We start from the raw sequence: 16,304 nt of genomic DNA, 5'->3' as shown, positions 1-16,304 counted from the left end.
CCGATACGGTCGGGCAGTTCTTCATAGCGGCCATCGACGACCACGCTTCTCCATCCTCGTCCCTGGCCGTGTTCGCCAACCTGGACGGACACCTGCGGATTGGCCCGCATCCAGTCGATCTTCTTGCCCGGCAAGGAGAACGCGTAGAGGTGATTGTCGGAATGGGCATAGTGCAGAGGCACGACGTAGGGCTGCCCATCCTTCGCGCACGCCAGGTGGCCGAGGCGGTTGGCGGACAGCAGTTTGGTGGATTCCAGCGCGGAAAGCGTACGGACCAGCATCAATGCGATCTCCTGTTCTTCTCGGCCGTCGAGTCATCGCCAGCGACGTCGCGCTGGCGCTGTCCGGCGACAGCGTACCACTGCCAATCCGAGGGCGCATTGGTTTGCCGGAATATGATTCAAATCAAGGCGAGAATTGCCGCTTCCGGGCATCACATGCCAATGTGGAAGCCAATCTTAAGCGCTCCGTTTGGTCGCGACCTTGAACTCGCAGTCTTGGATGAGGACGGCGAACATGCGCTCGTGTTTCCCTGCATAAAGGGGCGGCAGGGTTGGACGAACGCCGCGACTGGCGTTCGCGTCGACATCCGCCCGACCCATTGGCGCTATTGGGAGTCGAAGGCAATGCCGACAAACGGCGGCAAGTCCCTGGGTGACGCTTCCTAGGGTTTGGATTCCACGATCAACGCCATGCGCACGAGATGCGACAGGCTGCCCGCGCCCATCTTGCTCATGACATTGGCGCGATGAATCTCGACCGTGCGCGGACTGATGCCCAGGTCATAGGCGATCGTCTTGTTCGGCAGACCCGACACCAGCCCATCCAGCACTTGCCGCTCGCGCTCCGAGAGTGCCGCCATGCGCCCATGGATTTCCGCTGATTGTGGGTGCGTTGCACCGACCTGGTTGCGGTTGTCCAACGCTGAGCGGATCGCATCGATCAAAACCTGGTCGTCGAACGGTTTCTCAATGAAATCGGAAGCCCCTTCCTTCATCGCCTGAACGGCCAGCGCCACATCGGCATGACCTGTCATGACAATGACGGGAATCGCTTGCCCGCGGGTTCTGAGCTGACGCAGGAACTCGATGCCGTCAATGCCGGGCATGCGCACATCGGTCACGATACAGCCGTCGAGATCGCCCGTCGCGGTAGCCAGGAAGGCTGTCGCCGACTCATGCAGGCGTACGGCAAAGTCCGCCGTCGCCAGGAGAAAACCAAGCGACTTGCGGACGTCGACGTCGTCGTCCACCACATGCACAAGATCATTAGCGGTCATTGGCGACCTCTCCCTTTTCAACGATGCGCAAGGTGAAGCGGAAAGCGGTCCCTCCGCCAGGGACGGCCTCCGCCCAGATATGGCCGCCATGCGATTCCACGATAGTACGGCAAATCGAGAGACCGACACCCATGCCCTGCTTCTTGGTGGTGACAAATGGCTGGAAAAGCTGGGCCGAGACCTCCGGCGCAAGCCCCGTGCCCGTATCGATCACGCTGACCTCGGCCATCCCGTCATCCCGGGCGACGGTGATGACGTGCAATTCGCGGCGTGGCGCACCTTGCATGGCTTCCACCGCGTTGCGCATCAGATTCAGCAGAACCTGCTGAATCTGGATCCGGTCGGTCAAGACCAGTTCGGCAAGCGGGTCGAGCTTGTAGCTGACACGGACATTTATCTCTCTTGCGCCGACCAGGGCCAGCGACGAGGCCTCTTCGATCAGCGTTGGCAAGCGTTCGACCTGACGCTCGCTCTCGCCTCTCGCGACGAAGTCCCTGAGGTGTCGGATGACATCGCCGGCCCGCAACGCCTGCTCGGCTGCCTTTTCGACAGCCTCACGCAGCATGGGCGCATTCTCTTCCGTGCTTTTCTCGAGCAGTCGGCGGCTGCCTTTGAGGTAGTTCGTGATCGCGGTGAGAGGCTGGTTGATCTCATGCGCCAATGTCGAGGCCATTTCACCAAGCGCGGTAAACCGCGCCATGTGCAGCAGCTCCTGCTGCTGCTCCTGTATTCTTGCTTCCGCCCTGTGGCGTTCGGTCAGGTCGCGGCAAAAGCCAGTAAAGAACCGGCCGGTTCCCGGATGCATCTCGCCGACGGAAAGCTCCATCGGAAAGGTCGAGCCATCCTTGCGCATCCCGGTCACCGTGCGGCCGAGCCCGATGATTCGGCGCTCACCCGTCGTCAGGTAGCGGTGCAGATAGGCGTCATGCTCGCCATGATAGGGCGCCGGCATCAAGATGTTGACGTTTTGACCGACGGCTTCGCTCGACTGATAGCCAAACAGGGTTTCGGCCGCCGTGCTGAAGGATTGGATCCGGCCTTTTTCGTCGATGACGACCATGGCATCGGGAACGGTCGCCAGGATCGAACGCAAGTGATCTTCGCGCAGCTGAAGGGCAGCGTTTGCGAAGGAAAGCTCGCTGACGTCGGTGCCCTCGACAAAGATGGCCGCGATACGGCCGTCATCGGCCTTGATCGGCTGATAGACGAAATCGAGGATGCGCTCTTCGACAGATTCGCCATCCTTCTTGCGGAGCGCGATTTTGACTGCCCGCCCCCTGTACGGCTCGCCGGTCTCATACACCTGGTCGAGCAGTTCGTAGAAACCCTGGCCCTCGAGTTCGGGCAGGGCTTCGCGCACCGACTTACCGATTACTTGCCGATGGCCAATCAGCCGCTGGTAGGCGGCATTGGTCAGCTCGAAGACATGACCCGGCTCGCGCATCAACGTCATGAACCCCGGGGCTTGCTCGAACATGAGGGCCAGCCGGTCATGCTCGGCCATGGTCCGCTGTTCGCCGCGAACTCGATCAGTGACTTCGCTCAGAATGCACAGCACGCCACCGACCGCGCCGTCCACCTCGATGACCGGCGAGTATGAAATGTCGAAATAGACCTCTTCGGCAATGCCGTACCGCTCACCCTGCAGTGGCTTCGCATGCGCAAGAACAGTCTCGCCGGAGGTGCGCACCTTGTGAAGCGATGATTCGAGGTCGTCCCACAGCTTTGCTCGACTTGCCGACGACGCCGGGCCACCGAGCGCCAGCGGATGCTTTCCGGCCAGCAACGAGGCACAGGCATCGTTGTAGAGCGCCACATGGTCGGCCCCCCAGAACAGGGCGATCGGCGTGCGGGCCGGGAGCATGGTGCAGACGGTGTTGATCAGCGTCTGAGACCATGAGCCTATTGGGCCAACCGGTGAAGTCGACCAGTCATAGGACATGATCAGCCTGCCGATCTCGCTGTTACCGAACGCTGACACCGATTTCAGCATGGTTTCGCCGGTCGGCAAAGCGCGCGTTTCCTTGTCGTTCACATGAAGTCCTTGGATACGGGGACGTGCAATTCGGCCTAGTTATCACTCATCGCCCAATCTGCCCACGCAAAACCGATCATGCCAGAGGCTCGTGAACGAATGTGCCGGCAATTGAGAAAAAGTCTTTTGACCCGCATCAAGGCATCGAGCGTCGGTGGATGCATTTCATCTTCGCGTTCCACCGGTCCAACGAGAGGCGCCCAATCATGTCCTACAAGTCAATCATCGTGAATCTTGCCGTGGATGCACCTCCTGCAGCAACGGTGAAATTGGGAATCGAGCTTGCGGAGCGGTTTGGAGCCCGTCTCATCGGCCTGGCGGCTGCGGATGTTCCGCCCCTGGTCGCGACAGGCAACGGTATGGTCTACGAAGGGGAGATCATGCAGATCCAGCGCACGGAAATCGAAAAGCGGCTTGCCGAACTGCGAGCCGAATTCGAGAGACTGGTTCCCGCTTCGATCTTCAGCGAATGGGGGCAATCCGTTTCCAGCCCGACTCGTTTTCTGAGCGTTTCGGCCAGGACGGCCGATCTTATCGTTACCGGCAGCGAGAAAGGGGAAAATGTCTTTCGCGCAGTGGATGTCGGCAGCCTCGTACTCGGTGCTGGCCGACCGGTCCTGGTTGCCGCGAGCAATGTCGAACATGTCATGGCAAAAACCGTGCTGGTTGCCTGGAAGGACACCAGGGAAGCGCGGCGGGCGATAGCAGATGCCCTGCCTTTTCTGGCCAAGGCCAACGAAGTCGTCGTCGCCACAATTGATACCGACCGCGACGAAGGCATTCGCGACAGCCTCGCCGATGTCGCGGTCTTTCTCGAACATCACGGTATCATGGCACGAACCGAATCGATCGTCGGCGAGGCTGACGGCGATCAGTTGCTGACATTTGCGCGGTCGATCCATGCGGACCTGATCGTCTCCGGTGCATATGGTCACAGCCGTCTGCGGGAATGGGCGTTCGGCGGCGTCACGCACTCGCTGATTGAGGAAAGCAGCATCAACCGCTTCATGTCGTATTGATGATTTGATGCCCAAAGCGACCGAGAGCGCTGCGGGTGATCGGCAGAAGACCTGTTCAGCCTGCCCCCGATGACAGACTGTATGGCGAGGGCGTGAAGTCATGGCCAAGAAAAGTGCGGGCATCCTGCCCTATCGCAGGTCGAACAGCGGCCTGCAGGTGCTGCTTGTCCACCCGGGCGGCCCGTTCTGGCAAAGCCGCGATCTCGGCGCGTGGTCCATTGCCAAGGGCGAGTATGGCGATGACGAACAGCCCGAGGCCGCGGCGCGTCGCGAATTCGCCGAGGAAACCGGCTGGGAGGTCAGGGGGGCACCGCTGCTTCCCTTGCGCGAGTTGCGTCAGCGCGGAGGCAAGCTCATCACGGCCTTCGCGGTCGAAGGCGATTTCGACACCGCTACGCTGCGCAGCAACATGTTCGAAATGGAGTGGCCGCCGCGCAGTGGCCGCGTGCAGTCCTTTCCCGAGATCGATCGTGGTGAGTGGCTGGATCTCGCCCAGGCTCGGGAAAAGATACTTGCCGGCCAGCGGTCCTTCCTCGACCGGCTTGTGGCGTCCGTCTAGCCGGCGGCATGGCTTGGACTTGAAAGTCTTCTTGTTCTGACGGCTTTCGTTGCTCGGGAGCTTCAATCCATCGCTTCACCGCCCGGACTTGGCAACGGATCCGCCTGTTGACCGAGATCAATGTCGTGGTCGCCGGCTTGGCAATGATGCCAAAAGGCAGGAGTGACCGACATGAGCTTTCTCGACTACCTGATTTCCGTTGATACCAGGACCGCCTTGATGGACCGCATGATGCGCAAGCTGGGTGTCGACAAACAATTGAAAATGGTGCCGGACCATATAGCTGTCACGAATCGGGCCGTGGACCGCTGCCGCTCCTGCGGCCATCAGGACGAATGCTCGATCTGGCTCGACGAACACCAGCAAGCCGATAACCCGCCGGATTATTGCCGCAACCGTGACTTGATCGCACGGCTGCAACAGGCGACCGGCCAACGTTAGAGCGCCGAGCGGACACACAGTTCGCGTCGACAAGGTCGTGTTGCTGGCCTCAGGCGCTACGAAACCAGAATGACGGACAGAGGGTCGGCGCAGAAGAGATCATCCTTGACGGCTTTGACGCCGGCGACGTTTTCCGCCGCGACAATCGCTGCTTGGCGCTCGCGTTCATCGAAGATGGCGCCGCTCAGTTTCACCACGCCCTTGTCGACGATCACATTTATCATGTCCTTGGCCACCCATTTTTGGGCAGCGAGTTCGGCCAGGATAGTCTGGCGCATCTGTTCGTCGTCGACGGACATCGGGGCCACGGCTGGCTGCGGGAGAAGCAATGCCCGAAGAAGGTCGGAGCGGGCAATGATGCCGACAACCCTGCCGGCTTCGACGATCGGTATGCGTTTGATGCGGTGACGTGCCATCAGTTCGACGATCTCTGCCAGCGAAACGTTGCGGGTTGCCGTGACGACATCATCGGACATCACCTCTTCGACCCGCCGCCCGTTGGCTCGGACGTATTCATCAGCGGCTTTCCCGGGGCTGACGAGAAATTCCAGCCAACGCGAGCGCTTGCGCTCGGTGCCGAGTTCTCCGCGGCGCAGGAAATCGCCCTCGCTGACCATTCCAACCAACACACCGTCGCCGCGGATGACAGGCAGGCCACTGATCCTTTTCGAGAGCATCAACTGAGCCGCTTCTGCGACAGATGCGGACGGCGCTATTCCGACCACTGGCGAGGTCATTATGGTTTCGGCTTGCACGGATGCCTCCTCAAACGCCTATTCCCGCCGTTTATCGACATCCTGGCCGCGGCGTGCCTTGATCTGAATCATTTTCAGCAAGGGGCAGCGTCGCGTATCGTGTGGGCTGGCATGGAGAGGAGTGGTTTGCACGCCCGCGGCCCTTTTCCCGATCAATCACAGGCGGTTGCCGAGAATGATTGACCGGTCCGGCAAGACGGAAAGGGCCGCTGGCATCGATTGGGGTACTAGTCGTCGTCTGATGCTTCATTTTCGCCAGTGATGCCACCGGCGGACCGATCATCGCACTCGTCGTCGCCGACGCCTTTGACTGCCTTCGGGCCGGTAGCGTCCTTCATCGGGATGGCCTCAAGATCGATTGGACCGGCAGGGGCGGCGGCAGCTGGCGCTCCACATGACCCTTCGTTCGATTCAGCGGCCGCCGGCAGGGCAAAGATTGTGAGGCCTCCGAGCGCTACAAGCAGAAACATGGAATTGCGCATGATTTCGATATCCTTCTCAGCGCGGCCATGATTGGACGCGATGACATTCAATAGAGAACTCTTGCTTGCTGTCGGCTGAGGATGGCTGACAGCAGATTGACAGCTTCCGTGTGCGAGATGCCTTGTTGATGATAGCCAAGCTGAAGCGTCTCATGGTCATGGGCCTGATCGGGCTTGCCCTGGTCCAGCCGCTTGCCGCTTTTGGCGACGAGGATGACGACGGCGACCACGATCGGGCGCGAGACCTCTACGAACACGGCGAAATCAAAGGCCTTGCCAAAATCCTGGACATCGTTCGCGCCCAAACGCCCGGCGATGTTGTCGCTGTCGACCTCATCCGCCTCGGCGACAAATGGGTCTATCGGTTCCAGATCATCGTCGCGGATGGCCGCCGCAAGATCGTCGATGTCGACGCTGATGCCGGCGTCATCATAGGGGGCGGGGAGGGTGACTGATGAAGATTCTCCTTGCTGAAGACGAGCCGCGCATCGCGGCCGACATCGCGGCTGCCCTGAAGGCATCCGGGATGGCGGTCGATATCGTGCGCGATGGCGAAGCTGCATGGTTCTCAGGCGATGTCGAAACCTATGACGCTGCCATTCTGGATCTCGGATTGCCCAAGCTCGACGGCCTCACTGTCCTGAAACGCTGGCGGGCCAATGGCCGACGGTTTCCTGTTCTCATCCTGACGGCCAGGGGCATGTGGACGGAGCGTGTCGAAGGCATCAATTCCGGCGCCGATGACTATCTCCCCAAGCCTTTCGAAATGGAAGAACTGCTTGCCCGGTTGCGGGCAATTCTACGGCGCTCGACGGGGCAGGCGGCGCCCGTGCTGAAGTCCGGGCCTCTGCTTCTGGACACGCGCCAGATGCGTATCTCGCTGCGCGGCATTCCCGTTTCGCTTTCGCCGCTGGAGTATCGGCTCCTGGCGTTTCTGATGCATCATGCCGGGAGCGTGGTGGCACCCACCGAACTGGCCGAGCACCTGTATGATTCAGGCAATGACCGCGATCCGAACACGATCGAGGTCATTGTCGCGCGCCTGCGTCGCAAGCTTGGCAGCGACGTCATCGAAACGCGACGTGGCTTCGGGTATCTGATACCCGATGAGCCCACTTGATGGGCAACTCGATCCGCTTCAGGCTCTGGTCGGCAGCGACGGTTTCAATCCTCATCGCACTTGCCGTGGCGGGAGTCGGACTGCGCTATCTATTCGAGTTGAATGTGGAACGGCGCGTCGTCAGTGAGCTGACCGTCGACCTCAACGACCTGATCGGCGCTACCGCATACGGCCCCGACGGCCGCCTTTCGGTCCAGGCAGCCCTGACCGACCCACGCTTTTCCATTCCCTTGTCCGGCTATTACTGGCAGGTCGAGGACGTCGGTTCCGGCAGCCTCGTCCGGTCGCGTTCATTATGGGATGCAACCCTTGCCTTGCCGGCCCTCGGAACCGGTGGCGAACTCAGGGAATTCAAGGAATTCAAAGGGCCCGACGGGGAGCTGGCCATCGCCGTCGAGCGCATGGTCACCGATGTCGACGGCCGATCATTTCGCGCCATCGTCGCGGAAAACCATCGCGGCGTGGAACTGGCGGTCAGTGAATATGTTCGCGATCTTGCTCCGGCCCTGATCCTGCTTGCCCTCGCCCTCATGGCAGCATTCTTCATCCAGATCACCGTCGGTCTTGCTCCGTTGGAAGGCCTGCGGGTCGCGGTTCGAAACGTGATTGCACAGCGAGCCGCGCGATTGGATGTAGCGGCGCCGAGCGAGGTGCAGCCGCTTGCCGATGAAATAAATCGGCTGCTCGATGCCCAGGAGAAGGCGCTGGCGCGCGCCCGATCCCGCGCGACAGATCTGGCGCATGGCCTCAAGACACCGCTGCAGGTCCTGTCGGCCGACATTCGCGCCTTGCGCAAGAAGGGCGAGACCAGCCTGGCCGACGAAATCGAGAAGAGCGCGGCGGCGATCCGACGTCACGTCGAGCGGGAACTCGCGCGCGCCCGCCTCGCACCCGGCGTATCGGCCAAGGCCTTTTGCCGCATTCGGGAAACGGCGGCGGGCGTCATTGCCGTGGTCAAACGCACGCCAAGCGGCGAGCAGCTTTCGTTCAAGGTGGAGATCGCCGCCGATCTGATGGCGTCAATCGATGAAGGTGACCTGTCCGAAATCCTCGGCAATCTGGTCGAGAACGCGGTGCGCTACGCAAAGTCCGAGGTGCGGGTCGACGCATCCGCGACTTCCGGCGGAGTCGTCATTGCCGTCGCGGACGACGGACCTGGTATTCCCGAAGCGGATCGGCAATCCGCCCTGTCGCGCGGTGTCCAACTGGACAGCAAAGGTGGCAGCAGCGGCCTTGGCCTTGCCATCGTCTCGGACATTGTCGAAGCCTACGGCGGACGCCTTGACATGGCCAACGCTAACCCCGGCCTGGTCGTTACCATTTCCTTGCCACGACACCGTTGACCCCCGCTTCACGCAAACCCCGGGAAGTAGTCGACCTTTATCCGCGAGCGGCGAACGCCCATCGCGCGAAGCTTTTGGCGCAGCGCCTTGACCATCGCCTGAGGGCCGGAGATGTAGAATGTCCGCTCAAGGTAGTCGGGTATGGCCAAGCGGATCAGACGCTCGTCGATATAGCCGGGATACTGGCCGTGTTCACCACCGCGGGCAACGGCATGAACCGTCCGGATGCCGAGCTCTCGCCTGGCGGCGCCGAGCACGTCGCGATAGGCGATATCCTGCTGGCCTTCGGTCCCATAGAGGATGACGATCGGCCGTCTTTCCTTCCGGTCGAGAAGATGTTGCAGCATGGATCGGAACGGCGTGATGCCGATGCCTCCGGCAAGGAAGGCAATCTTGGTTTCGGGCTTGGCGGGCAACGTGAAGCTCCCGGCCAATTGCGCGGCATGAATCCGGTCGCCGGGCTTGAGGGTCATAAGCTCGCGCTTGAAGGCGCTGGATTCGGGATAGAACTTGACGCCGAGGCGAACCGTTTCCTCCGTGGGTGCGGAGGCGATGGTGAAGTAGCGCCGGTTGCCGCGATTGTCGGAACGGTCGAGGCCAAGCGTCCATTCAAGATACTGGCCAGCCTGGAAGGCAAGCTTTCGCTGTGACCTGAAGATGAAATCATAGCTGTCGACAGCCGAGCGCTCGATGCGTTCCAATGTCAGCACGAAGCGTCCCCTCGGGCCGGCTGCATAGGCAAACAAGTTGCCTGCCAGCAATGCCAGTTCCGGCGTGAAATAGAACGAGCCGATATGGATGTTCGGGGCGAACAGGAAGCCGACGATGGCGGCGAAGGCAATGCGCGGCAAACGCGTCGTCGGCGCTGTCAATGGCTCGGTCAGCATCACGAAGGCGAAGAACAACAGCGGCGACGAAGTCAGGGTTTCCTTGAGCGCGACGCCATATTGCGAGGGTTCGGTGGTAGCCAGGATGGTCGCCAGCGCGACGGCAACGAAAGTCGCGAAAAGATCCAGCCGGCGCAGCTTCCGGACAATGAGGATACCCCCGACCAGCACGACGGGAAGCAGCCACAAATTGCCGCCGACCCACCAGGTTGCCGGCTTGTCGAGCAGGAATGCCGACAATGCCACGCCCAGGGCAGCCGGATTGAACAGGTGCTTTCTGCCGACGGCGAAGATGAATTTGGACGAGATCGCCCAGACGGAAGCGAATGCCACGGCACCGATGCCCGCAAGATCGGTGACGGCCACCGGGTCGAGGATAAGCGCCAGGATAAGCGCGGTGATGTAGACCGACTCACTGTTGGCCGGCACTTCGAAGATGCGGGCGAAGACCTTGTTGGCTATCCAGCATGCCGCCAGCGCCAAGGCCGTGGTGAAAGCGAGCGCCACCGGATCATGCGGTACCAGGCCGGCAAATCCGAACACCAGGGCCGTGGCCACCAGAGCCATGAGATAATACAGGATCAACCTGTACATGGTCAGCCGGTCGAGAAATCGGTCAATGGTCTTGATCATGGCGTGCAAAGTGCTCCGAAGCCGCTCGTCGGCGTGGCACGGCCATCGATGTCGACGACGTAGCCTTCGAGACCAGGCGTTTGCTCGAGAAAAAAGATGCCGTCCCGTCCCATGGCGAAGGCCGCGGTGGCGAAACGATCCGCTTCGAGGACATCCGCCCCGATCACCGTCAAACTGACGATGTCGGCGATCGGGGCGCCAGCTCCATGCGGATTGTAGATATGCTGGCCGCGTACATAGGTACCGGACGTCGCGACGCCGCGCCCGCGCGGGTAAACGATCTTGATGACCTCATCCGCATTGAATGGATTGCGGATACCCACGCTCCAGTCCTTTCCTTCTCCGTTTTTCCCGGACGCCTGGATGTCGCCGCCGGCCTCGATGAAGAAATCGCTGACCCCGCCCTGTCGAACGATTTCGGCCGCGTTGCGAATGGCCCAGCCCTTGACGATGCCGGACGGATCAAGGGAACCGTCAGGCTTGCGAATGTCGAAGTATCCGTCCGTCTCGTTTTTCGTCTGTTCGGCGAGCGCCAGCACCTCCATCATCTCGCCGCTCCAGTCCCTGACCGGAACGTCGCCCCGGTTGATGGCGGAAATCTCGCTGTCGGTCCTGTAGGTGCTGAAGCGCCGATCGATATGCTCGAAATAATCGAAGACCTTGTCGATCAACGCGTGCGACGCGCCGCCGACATCGACGGTGACGGGCATGCCCATCAAAATCCGCGTTTCGCGCATGAATTACGACGAAGCTTTCTTCAGCGCGCCGCCGAGCGACTGGATGAAGGCCCTGCTGGTCAGCGTCGCGCCCGAAATGATGTCGACACGGGCGCTTTGCGCGCTGATCGCCTCGTCGCGCAGCATCGGCAGTGCCTGCCGGTTGATGCTGACGGACGTGCGGCGGTCAGATGGGTATTTCAGCACTTTCAGCGCCGTCAGGCGACCGCCTTGGATGGAGGCCTGAATCTGGATGAGCCCGTAATAGGCGTCCGTGACGGGACCGGTGTAGGTGCCATCGACGAAGCCATGCGCGGCCGGCTTCGTGCCGGCATTCACGGTCGCCTTCATGCCGGTGCGGATGACGCGGGCGGTTGCCTCCGCATAGTCCGGCCGCGGTTGCGGAATGGGTATGTAAACGGCCGGGGTGATGACGAAGGATGGCGTTTCAGGCGCGGGAACGGCGGCGGCCGGTACCGTTGCGGCGCCAGTCGGCACTGGCGTCGGGGCGAGTGCCCGCGAAACCTGCGCTTGCTTCACGACGGGTTCCAGCTTCGGTGTGGGTGCTGCGATGGCGGCCGTCGTTTCCCTGCCAATCGCCGGCGGAGTGTTGAACTGGGGCTCGAGCCGGACGCTCTGCTGGCGAATCACAGGCATGGTCGGAGCCGGGGCGTTGTCAGTTGGTGCGGCGGGGATTACCGGCTGCGCGGTACCTCCCTCGGCGGCGTCGGCGGGCTGCGTCGAACCCAGCATGTCGTCCGCGGGGCCCTTGCCGGCCTGTTCCCACACATAGGCGCCAGAGGCGGCGATGACAAAAAGTGACAAGGCAATCTGCTTCATTTGCATTGCATTCCAGGTTGCACTGGCGAATCCGTTTCGGATCGCTTCAAACGCAATATCTCACGCCAGAGCTGACAATTGGCTGTCAGGGGCGCGACCACGCCATTGGCGAGGGTGCTGGTCTCGGCGGCGGCATGACTTGTTGCCGTCGTGTCCATTGCCTCTCTGCTGTTCCTTGCGGTGTTGGATGCACTCGGCGCTGGAGCCGGCAGCGTTACATTCTGGGGCGCGCGGGCAATGGTATTGACTGCCGGAGTCGGCACCGTCGTTGGTATTGCCATCCGACCAGTGTCCGAATGCGCCGGACGCGGCGGCTCCGCGGAGGTCCTCGCATTGACCGTTTCTCAGACTCGTAGGGTCTGGCCGGGGGAGCTGTTCCGGCTTCTCTACTGTTCTTCAAGTTGCGAAAGCGCAACGAAGACAGGACGCGCTGGACATATGAATGCGTTTTGTGGAGGCGAAAAGTTCGACCATGAAGCAAGCCAGTTCTATCAACCCCGACATGGTCGTCGACGAGATCATGAGGCGATGGCCGGCAACGGTGGCAGTGCTGTTGAGATACAGGATGCTTTGCGTCGGCTGTCCGATCGGCACTTTCCATACCGTGGCGGAGGCATGCCGAGAACATCAGATCGAGGAGGGCGACTTTCTCCTCGAATTGGAATCGGTTGTTCGAGGAGACCGGTGATGGTCAGCCCTTGTCCCGGTTCTCGGACAGGACCACCAGGCGATGCGGATCCTTGACCGTGACTTTCTGGCGCCCGCTGACAATGATCCCCCTCTCTTCCCACTTGCTCAGCAAACGGCTGACGGTGTGAAGTGTCGTGCCAGTCATCTCGGCGATGTCCTGCCGCGAGATCGGGAAGTCGATTTCGATGCCGCTGTCGGTTTTTCGGCCAGTCTGGTTCGCCAGTCGCAGCAGCGCATGCGCGACCCGCTGCTCCACCTGCTCCGTCGACATCTCCATCACCCGCGTCTGGGTTTCTTGCAGCCTGTTCCCAACCGTCCTGTAGGTGGTCGCCCCAAACGCCGGGAACCGCCGCGCCAGCTCCGGCCAAAGCGCGTTGGCCCAGGCCAGTACCACGCAGTCCACCGCGGCGACTGCGCTGGCAGGATAGGTGGTCCGGCCAAGCGCTGCGGCCACGCCAAAAATCTCGCCTTCGCTGATGTATCTGGCGATGACCTGCTGTCCGTCCGGCGTGGTGCGGACGACGCGTATGTGCCCCGCGATCAGAACGAAAAAGGAATGGGCGTCGGTTTCCTGCTCGAAGATCGCCGTGTCCTTGGCATAGCGTGACGATCTCGCGCTTCGGAGAAGCTCGGTCTGCTCGTCGGGCGTCAGTTCCCGGAAGAGCGGCAGTCGCGATATCAGCGATCGGTCCAGCGCAGCCAAGCGGATCCCCCACGGCCTGTTCCGCACCAGTCGTGCGGGAAACCTTTCTACCCCGAGTTTGCGCCAGCGCAAATTCTGCCGGCGCATATCAGGCTAAATGGCATGGAACGGCCAATGCCGCGAAGACGAAACAAAGGACAAATCGATGAAACTCTCCATCCTCGCTGCCGCAGTCTCCATCCTCGCGCTCGCCAGCGGCGCAAGCGCCGAAGAGCACGTGGTGCAAATGCTCAACAAAGGCGAAAAAGGCGCGATGGTTTTCCAGCCAGACTTCGTCAAGGCCGCACCCGGCGACACCGTAAAGTTCGTGCCGACCGACAAGACGCACGACGCTGAGTCGATCAAGGGCATGCTTCCGGATGGCGCTGAACCCTTCAAGGGAAAGCCCAGCGAGGAAATCACCGTCACACTGACGAAAGAGGGCGTCTACGGCGTCAGATGCGCACCCCACTATGGCATGGGCATGGTCGCCCTGATCGTTGTCGGCAAGCCGGTCAACCTCGATGCAGCCAAGGCGGTCAAGCACCCAGGCAAGGCAAAGACGGTGTTCGCAGACCTGTTCAGCCAGATCCCGGCCAACTGACCGGCAATCGATACAGGCATGCCTGCCGGCATCAGCTGGCAGGCTAGGGCCGGACGGACCGAGGGCGGCGGTTCATCCGGCCCTTTTCATTTGAGGATGCAAGTCATGGGAATTCCACGCCTGCGGGCCTACACCGGGCCGGCGTTTCTTTCCTACGGGTTCAGGCCCTTCTTCTTCCTTGGGTCGCTTTATGCCGGGCTGTCCATTCTGCTTTGGCTGCCGATCTATGCGGGCGAACTCGACGCCCACAGTGCGTTCGTTCCCGTCGACTGGCATGTCCATGAGATGTTGTTCGGCTATCTGCCGGCGATCGTTACCGGCTTCCTGCTGACCGCCATCCCGAACTGGACCGGCCGGCTGCCTGTGCAAGGCTTGCCATTGCTGGCATTGGTTGTCCTGTGGGTCGCCGGGCGCGCCGCTGTTTTCTTCTCGGCGGATATCGGCTGGGAAGCAGGCGCCCTGATCGACGGTGCGTTTCTGCTCGCGGTCACCGCGGCGGCGGCACGCGAAATTGTCGCCGGACGCAACTGGCGCAACCTCAAGGTGCTGCTGCCGCTGGCCGTTCTGGCTTGCGCCAACGGCGTGTTCCATATCGAGGCACATATTCAAGGCACATCGGACGTCAGCCGAAGGCTCGGCATGGCTGCGGCGATCATGCTCATCTCGCTCATCGGCGGGCGTATCATTCCGAGTTTCACCCGCAATTGGCTCGTCCGCGAAAATCCTGGCAGGCTTCCCGCGCCGTTCGACCGTTTTGACATGGCATCTATAGCCATCTCGGCCATTGCACTGGGAGCATGGACGTTCGCCCCGGAAAACATCGTCTCCGCGCTGCTGCTGGCGACCGCCGCAATTGGCCAGGCATGGCGTTTATCGCGATGGGCCGGCGAGCGTACCTTGCGGGATCCGCTGGTGCTGATACTTCATCTCGCATACGCCTTTGTGCCGGTCGGCCTTGCCCTGGTCTCGGCGTCGATCTTCTTCCCAGGCGCCGTGCCGGCGGCGGCGGGACTGCACGCACTCGGAACCGGCGCGGTTGGCTCGATGACGCTCGCCGTGATGATCCGCGCAACGCTCGGGCACACTGGACGAGGACTCAAGGCTGGAAGAGGCGCCTCGTTTGTCTTCGTCGCCATCCTTCTCGCGGGATCGCTGAGAATCCTGGCCACTTTCGTTCCCTATGGCGTGATGATCGACATTGCCGGCACCGCCTGGGTGGCGGCATTTGCCGGCTTCCTTGTAACCTATGGAACCGCGTTGATGACGCCAAAAGCACGGTGAGTGGCGCGGCGGCAGGCGGGCTCGCGACGGGTCGAAAAGACGTTGATGTGCCGTTCAGACGATGCCCAGCCAGCCGAAAATCCGGTTCGCCCATCCCGCATGGTCCCGTATCAACCTGAATCCCAGATTGTCGGGAGGCGTTCCGACGGCACAGCCTCCGCTTTTCCCGTCGCTGACGAAGTTCGACATATAGGCTCTGTGACGCCCTTCAAGGACATGGACGCCGCAATTGTCGACCGAACTCGCAACACCGGTACCATCGGCAGCCAACGTTGTGCGGACATAGCAGGTCGACGTCCACTCCCAGACGTTGCCGGAGAAGTCCGCGAGGCCTCGGGAATTCACTCCGAAGGAGCCACGGCTCCTGGGCCGGGGGTCCGGTTTGATTTTGAGTTCCACCTCGGCCTTGTAGCTGGTCAGCCAGCGCCTGGCGGGGTTGTTGGCATCGTCTTCCACGCCCTCGAATTCGCCTGCGAACCGCTCAGCCGCGGCAAACGCCCATTCCTCGTCGGATGGCAAACGCCAGTGGCCGCCGGTCGCCTCGGAATACCACCGGGCATAGGCTTCGGCATCGAGATAGCTCACTCCGGTCACGGGAGCATCGCTCGGGACCGCGCGTGTCTCCTGTGGTGGCTGACAGCCGCCGGCCGCGACACAGGCCGCATAGTCGCCGACGCTGACTTGATAGGTCATGATTTCGAGAGGCCTGTCGAGTTGCCGCTCGAGACGGGGATTGCCTTGCGGGTGCCCGCCCTTCAGGAATTCGCCGGGCATCGGGTAGGTAATCGAGCCGGGAAGCAAGGTCGTCATGGCAACGGGGCGGGACTGCCGATGCCCACCGGCTGCCTGTATCGACAGTCCTACCGGCACAGTTGCGGCCGCCATGGCGACCGACACAAGCTTCAAGATGGAAAGCGACATAACTTTTGTCCAAGCCC

At 61.5% G+C, this 16,304-nt stretch carries 19 protein-coding genes; 9 read left to right on the top strand and 10 right to left on the bottom strand.

The features are described 5' to 3' along the window. The 3 genes from BLS48_RS32410 to BLS48_RS32395 form a co-directional block, all read right to left on the bottom strand. Positions 1–281 (bottom strand): pyridoxamine 5'-phosphate oxidase family protein (locus BLS48_RS32410; RefSeq protein WP_143019573.1); only part of this gene is annotated, 281 nt, incomplete at its 3' end. A 383-nt stretch (positions 282–664) separates the two neighbouring features. After that, positions 665–1,279, bottom strand: a complete 615-nt coding sequence (fixJ, locus tag BLS48_RS32400; RefSeq protein ID WP_091586365.1) for a response regulator FixJ — start codon at positions 1,277–1,279, stop codon at positions 665–667. Continuing rightward, positions 1,269–2,783, bottom strand: coding sequence for a PAS domain-containing sensor histidine kinase (locus BLS48_RS32395; protein ID WP_091586380.1), 1,515 nt, complete (start codon positions 2,781–2,783; stop codon positions 1,269–1,271). Before BLS48_RS32395 ends, fixJ begins: the two co-directional genes overlap by 11 nt. Before the next feature lie 737 nt (positions 2,784–3,520). Between BLS48_RS32395 and BLS48_RS32390 the strand changes: the two genes are divergently transcribed. The 3 genes from BLS48_RS32390 to BLS48_RS32380 all read left to right on the top strand — a co-directional run bounded on the left by BLS48_RS32390 (position 3,521) and on the right by BLS48_RS32380 (position 5,333). After that, a complete protein-coding gene (locus BLS48_RS32390) occupies positions 3,521–4,333 on the top strand; it encodes a universal stress protein (RefSeq protein WP_091586378.1) in 813 nt (270 codons plus the stop codon). A 100-nt stretch (positions 4,334–4,433) separates the two neighbouring features. After that, entirely contained in the window at positions 4,434–4,892 is a 459-nt protein-coding gene (locus tag BLS48_RS32385) for an NUDIX hydrolase (protein ID WP_091586363.1), read from the top strand. 171 nt (positions 4,893–5,063) lie between these two features. Beyond that, a complete protein-coding gene (locus tag BLS48_RS32380) occupies positions 5,064–5,333 on the top strand; it encodes a DUF6455 family protein (protein ID WP_091586361.1) in 270 nt (89 codons plus the stop codon). Positions 5,334–5,389: 56 nt separating this feature from the next. Here the strand turns inward: BLS48_RS32380 and BLS48_RS32375 are convergent, their stop codons facing one another. After that, positions 5,390–6,088, bottom strand: coding sequence for a CBS domain-containing protein (locus tag BLS48_RS32375; protein ID WP_091586359.1), 699 nt, complete (start codon positions 6,086–6,088; stop codon positions 5,390–5,392). A 227-nt stretch (positions 6,089–6,315) separates the two neighbouring features. Then, on the bottom strand, positions 6,316–6,621 hold the full coding sequence (locus BLS48_RS32370) for a hypothetical protein (RefSeq protein WP_091586357.1): 306 nt from the start codon (positions 6,619–6,621) through the stop codon (positions 6,316–6,318). 77 nt (positions 6,622–6,698) lie between these two features. On the opposite strand from BLS48_RS32370, the gene BLS48_RS32365 reads away from it, so the two are divergent. Genes BLS48_RS32365 through BLS48_RS32355 form a run of 3 tightly spaced genes read left to right on the top strand, consistent with a single transcriptional unit; the run spans position 6,699 to position 9,033 of the window. After that, positions 6,699–7,025, top strand: a complete 327-nt coding sequence (locus BLS48_RS32365) for a PepSY domain-containing protein (RefSeq protein WP_091586355.1) — start codon at positions 6,699–6,701, stop codon at positions 7,023–7,025. Continuing rightward, a complete protein-coding gene (locus BLS48_RS32360; protein ID WP_091586353.1) occupies positions 7,025–7,690 on the top strand; it encodes a response regulator transcription factor in 666 nt (221 codons plus the stop codon). The genes BLS48_RS32365 and BLS48_RS32360 overlap by 1 nt, the downstream gene beginning before the upstream one ends. Further along, positions 7,690–9,033, top strand: coding sequence for a sensor histidine kinase (locus BLS48_RS32355; protein WP_091586351.1), 1,344 nt, complete (start codon positions 7,690–7,692; stop codon positions 9,031–9,033). The genes BLS48_RS32360 and BLS48_RS32355 overlap by 1 nt, the downstream gene beginning before the upstream one ends. Positions 9,034–9,041: 8 nt before the next feature. Here BLS48_RS32355 and BLS48_RS32350 read toward each other — a convergent pair whose 3' ends face one another. Genes BLS48_RS32350 through BLS48_RS32340 form a run of 3 tightly spaced genes read right to left on the bottom strand, consistent with a single transcriptional unit; the run spans position 9,042 to position 12,109 of the window. Continuing rightward, a complete protein-coding gene (locus BLS48_RS32350; RefSeq protein WP_091586349.1) occupies positions 9,042–10,553 on the bottom strand; it encodes an RnfABCDGE type electron transport complex subunit D in 1,512 nt (503 codons plus the stop codon). Continuing rightward, positions 10,550–11,263 carry an FAD:protein FMN transferase gene (locus BLS48_RS32345; protein ID WP_244529997.1) on the bottom strand — a complete coding sequence of 238 codons (714 nt, stop codon included), beginning with the start codon at positions 11,261–11,263 and terminating at the stop codon, positions 10,550–10,552. The genes BLS48_RS32350 and BLS48_RS32345 overlap by 4 nt, the downstream gene beginning before the upstream one ends. A gap of 30 nt (positions 11,264–11,293) precedes the next feature. Next, complete coding sequence (locus BLS48_RS32340) at positions 11,294–12,109, bottom strand: FMN-binding protein (RefSeq protein ID WP_091586344.1); 816 nt, start codon at positions 12,107–12,109, stop codon at positions 11,294–11,296. 442 nt (positions 12,110–12,551) lie between these two features. On the opposite strand from BLS48_RS32340, the gene BLS48_RS32330 reads away from it, so the two are divergent. Then, the gene (locus BLS48_RS32330) at positions 12,552–12,797 is read left to right on the top strand and encodes a DUF1858 domain-containing protein (protein WP_425284756.1); all 246 of its coding nucleotides are present in this window, start codon (positions 12,552–12,554) and stop codon (positions 12,795–12,797) included. Positions 12,798–12,800: 3 nt separating this feature from the next. Here the strand turns inward: BLS48_RS32330 and BLS48_RS32325 are convergent, their stop codons facing one another. Then, a complete protein-coding gene (locus tag BLS48_RS32325; protein WP_091586340.1) occupies positions 12,801–13,502 on the bottom strand; it encodes a Crp/Fnr family transcriptional regulator in 702 nt (233 codons plus the stop codon). Positions 13,503–13,647: 145 nt separating this feature from the next. On the opposite strand from BLS48_RS32325, the gene BLS48_RS32320 reads away from it, so the two are divergent. Together BLS48_RS32320 and BLS48_RS32315 are read left to right on the top strand one after the other, a co-directional pair. Then, positions 13,648–14,085, top strand: a complete 438-nt coding sequence (locus BLS48_RS32320) for a pseudoazurin (RefSeq protein ID WP_091586376.1) — start codon at positions 13,648–13,650, stop codon at positions 14,083–14,085. A gap of 105 nt (positions 14,086–14,190) precedes the next feature. Next, positions 14,191–15,366: an NnrS family protein gene (locus BLS48_RS32315; RefSeq protein WP_091586337.1), complete on the top strand. Its 1,176-nt coding sequence runs from the start codon at positions 14,191–14,193 to the stop codon at positions 15,364–15,366. Positions 15,367–15,420: 54 nt separating this feature from the next. On the opposite strand, the gene BLS48_RS32310 is transcribed toward BLS48_RS32315, so the two are convergent. Beyond that, complete coding sequence (locus tag BLS48_RS32310) at positions 15,421–16,287, bottom strand: SUMF1/EgtB/PvdO family nonheme iron enzyme (RefSeq protein ID WP_091586335.1); 867 nt, start codon at positions 16,285–16,287, stop codon at positions 15,421–15,423. Positions 16,288–16,304: the final 17 nt, after the last annotated feature.

Origin of the sequence: Mesorhizobium qingshengii, from assembly GCF_900103325.1 — a bacterium.
Lineage (GTDB): Bacteria > Pseudomonadota > Alphaproteobacteria > Rhizobiales > Rhizobiaceae > Mesorhizobium > Mesorhizobium qingshengii.
This window is presented reverse-complemented; position numbering and strand designations above follow the sequence as displayed.

Coding starts and splice junctions, on each gene's coding strand:
- fixJ (WP_091586365.1), bottom strand. CDS start 1,279: ATGACCGCTAATGATCTTGTGCATGTGGTGGACGACGACGTCGACGTC.
- BLS48_RS32390 (WP_091586378.1), top strand. CDS start 3,521: ATGTCCTACAAGTCAATCATCGTGAATCTTGCCGTGGATGCACCTCCT.
- BLS48_RS32365 (WP_091586355.1), top strand. CDS start 6,699: ATGATAGCCAAGCTGAAGCGTCTCATGGTCATGGGCCTGATCGGGCTT.
- BLS48_RS32315 (WP_091586337.1), top strand. CDS start 14,191: ATGGGAATTCCACGCCTGCGGGCCTACACCGGGCCGGCGTTTCTTTCC.
- BLS48_RS32330 (WP_425284756.1), top strand. CDS start 12,552: ATGCGTTTTGTGGAGGCGAAAAGTTCGACCATGAAGCAAGCCAGTTCT.
- BLS48_RS32320 (WP_091586376.1), top strand. CDS start 13,648: ATGAAACTCTCCATCCTCGCTGCCGCAGTCTCCATCCTCGCGCTCGCC.
- BLS48_RS32340 (WP_091586344.1), bottom strand. CDS start 12,109: ATGAAGCAGATTGCCTTGTCACTTTTTGTCATCGCCGCCTCTGGCGCC.
- BLS48_RS32355 (WP_091586351.1), top strand. CDS start 7,690: ATGGGCAACTCGATCCGCTTCAGGCTCTGGTCGGCAGCGACGGTTTCA.
- BLS48_RS32380 (WP_091586361.1), top strand. CDS start 5,064: ATGAGCTTTCTCGACTACCTGATTTCCGTTGATACCAGGACCGCCTTG.
- BLS48_RS32350 (WP_091586349.1), bottom strand. CDS start 10,553: ATGATCAAGACCATTGACCGATTTCTCGACCGGCTGACCATGTACAGG.
- BLS48_RS32385 (WP_091586363.1), top strand. CDS start 4,434: ATGGCCAAGAAAAGTGCGGGCATCCTGCCCTATCGCAGGTCGAACAGC.
- BLS48_RS32345 (WP_244529997.1), bottom strand. CDS start 11,263: ATGCCCGTCACCGTCGATGTCGGCGGCGCGTCGCACGCGTTGATCGAC.
- BLS48_RS32310 (WP_091586335.1), bottom strand. CDS start 16,287: ATGTCGCTTTCCATCTTGAAGCTTGTGTCGGTCGCCATGGCGGCCGCA.
- BLS48_RS32360 (WP_091586353.1), top strand. CDS start 7,025: ATGAAGATTCTCCTTGCTGAAGACGAGCCGCGCATCGCGGCCGACATC.
- BLS48_RS32395 (WP_091586380.1), bottom strand. CDS start 2,783: ATGGCCGAGCATGACCGGCTGGCCCTCATGTTCGAGCAAGCCCCGGGG.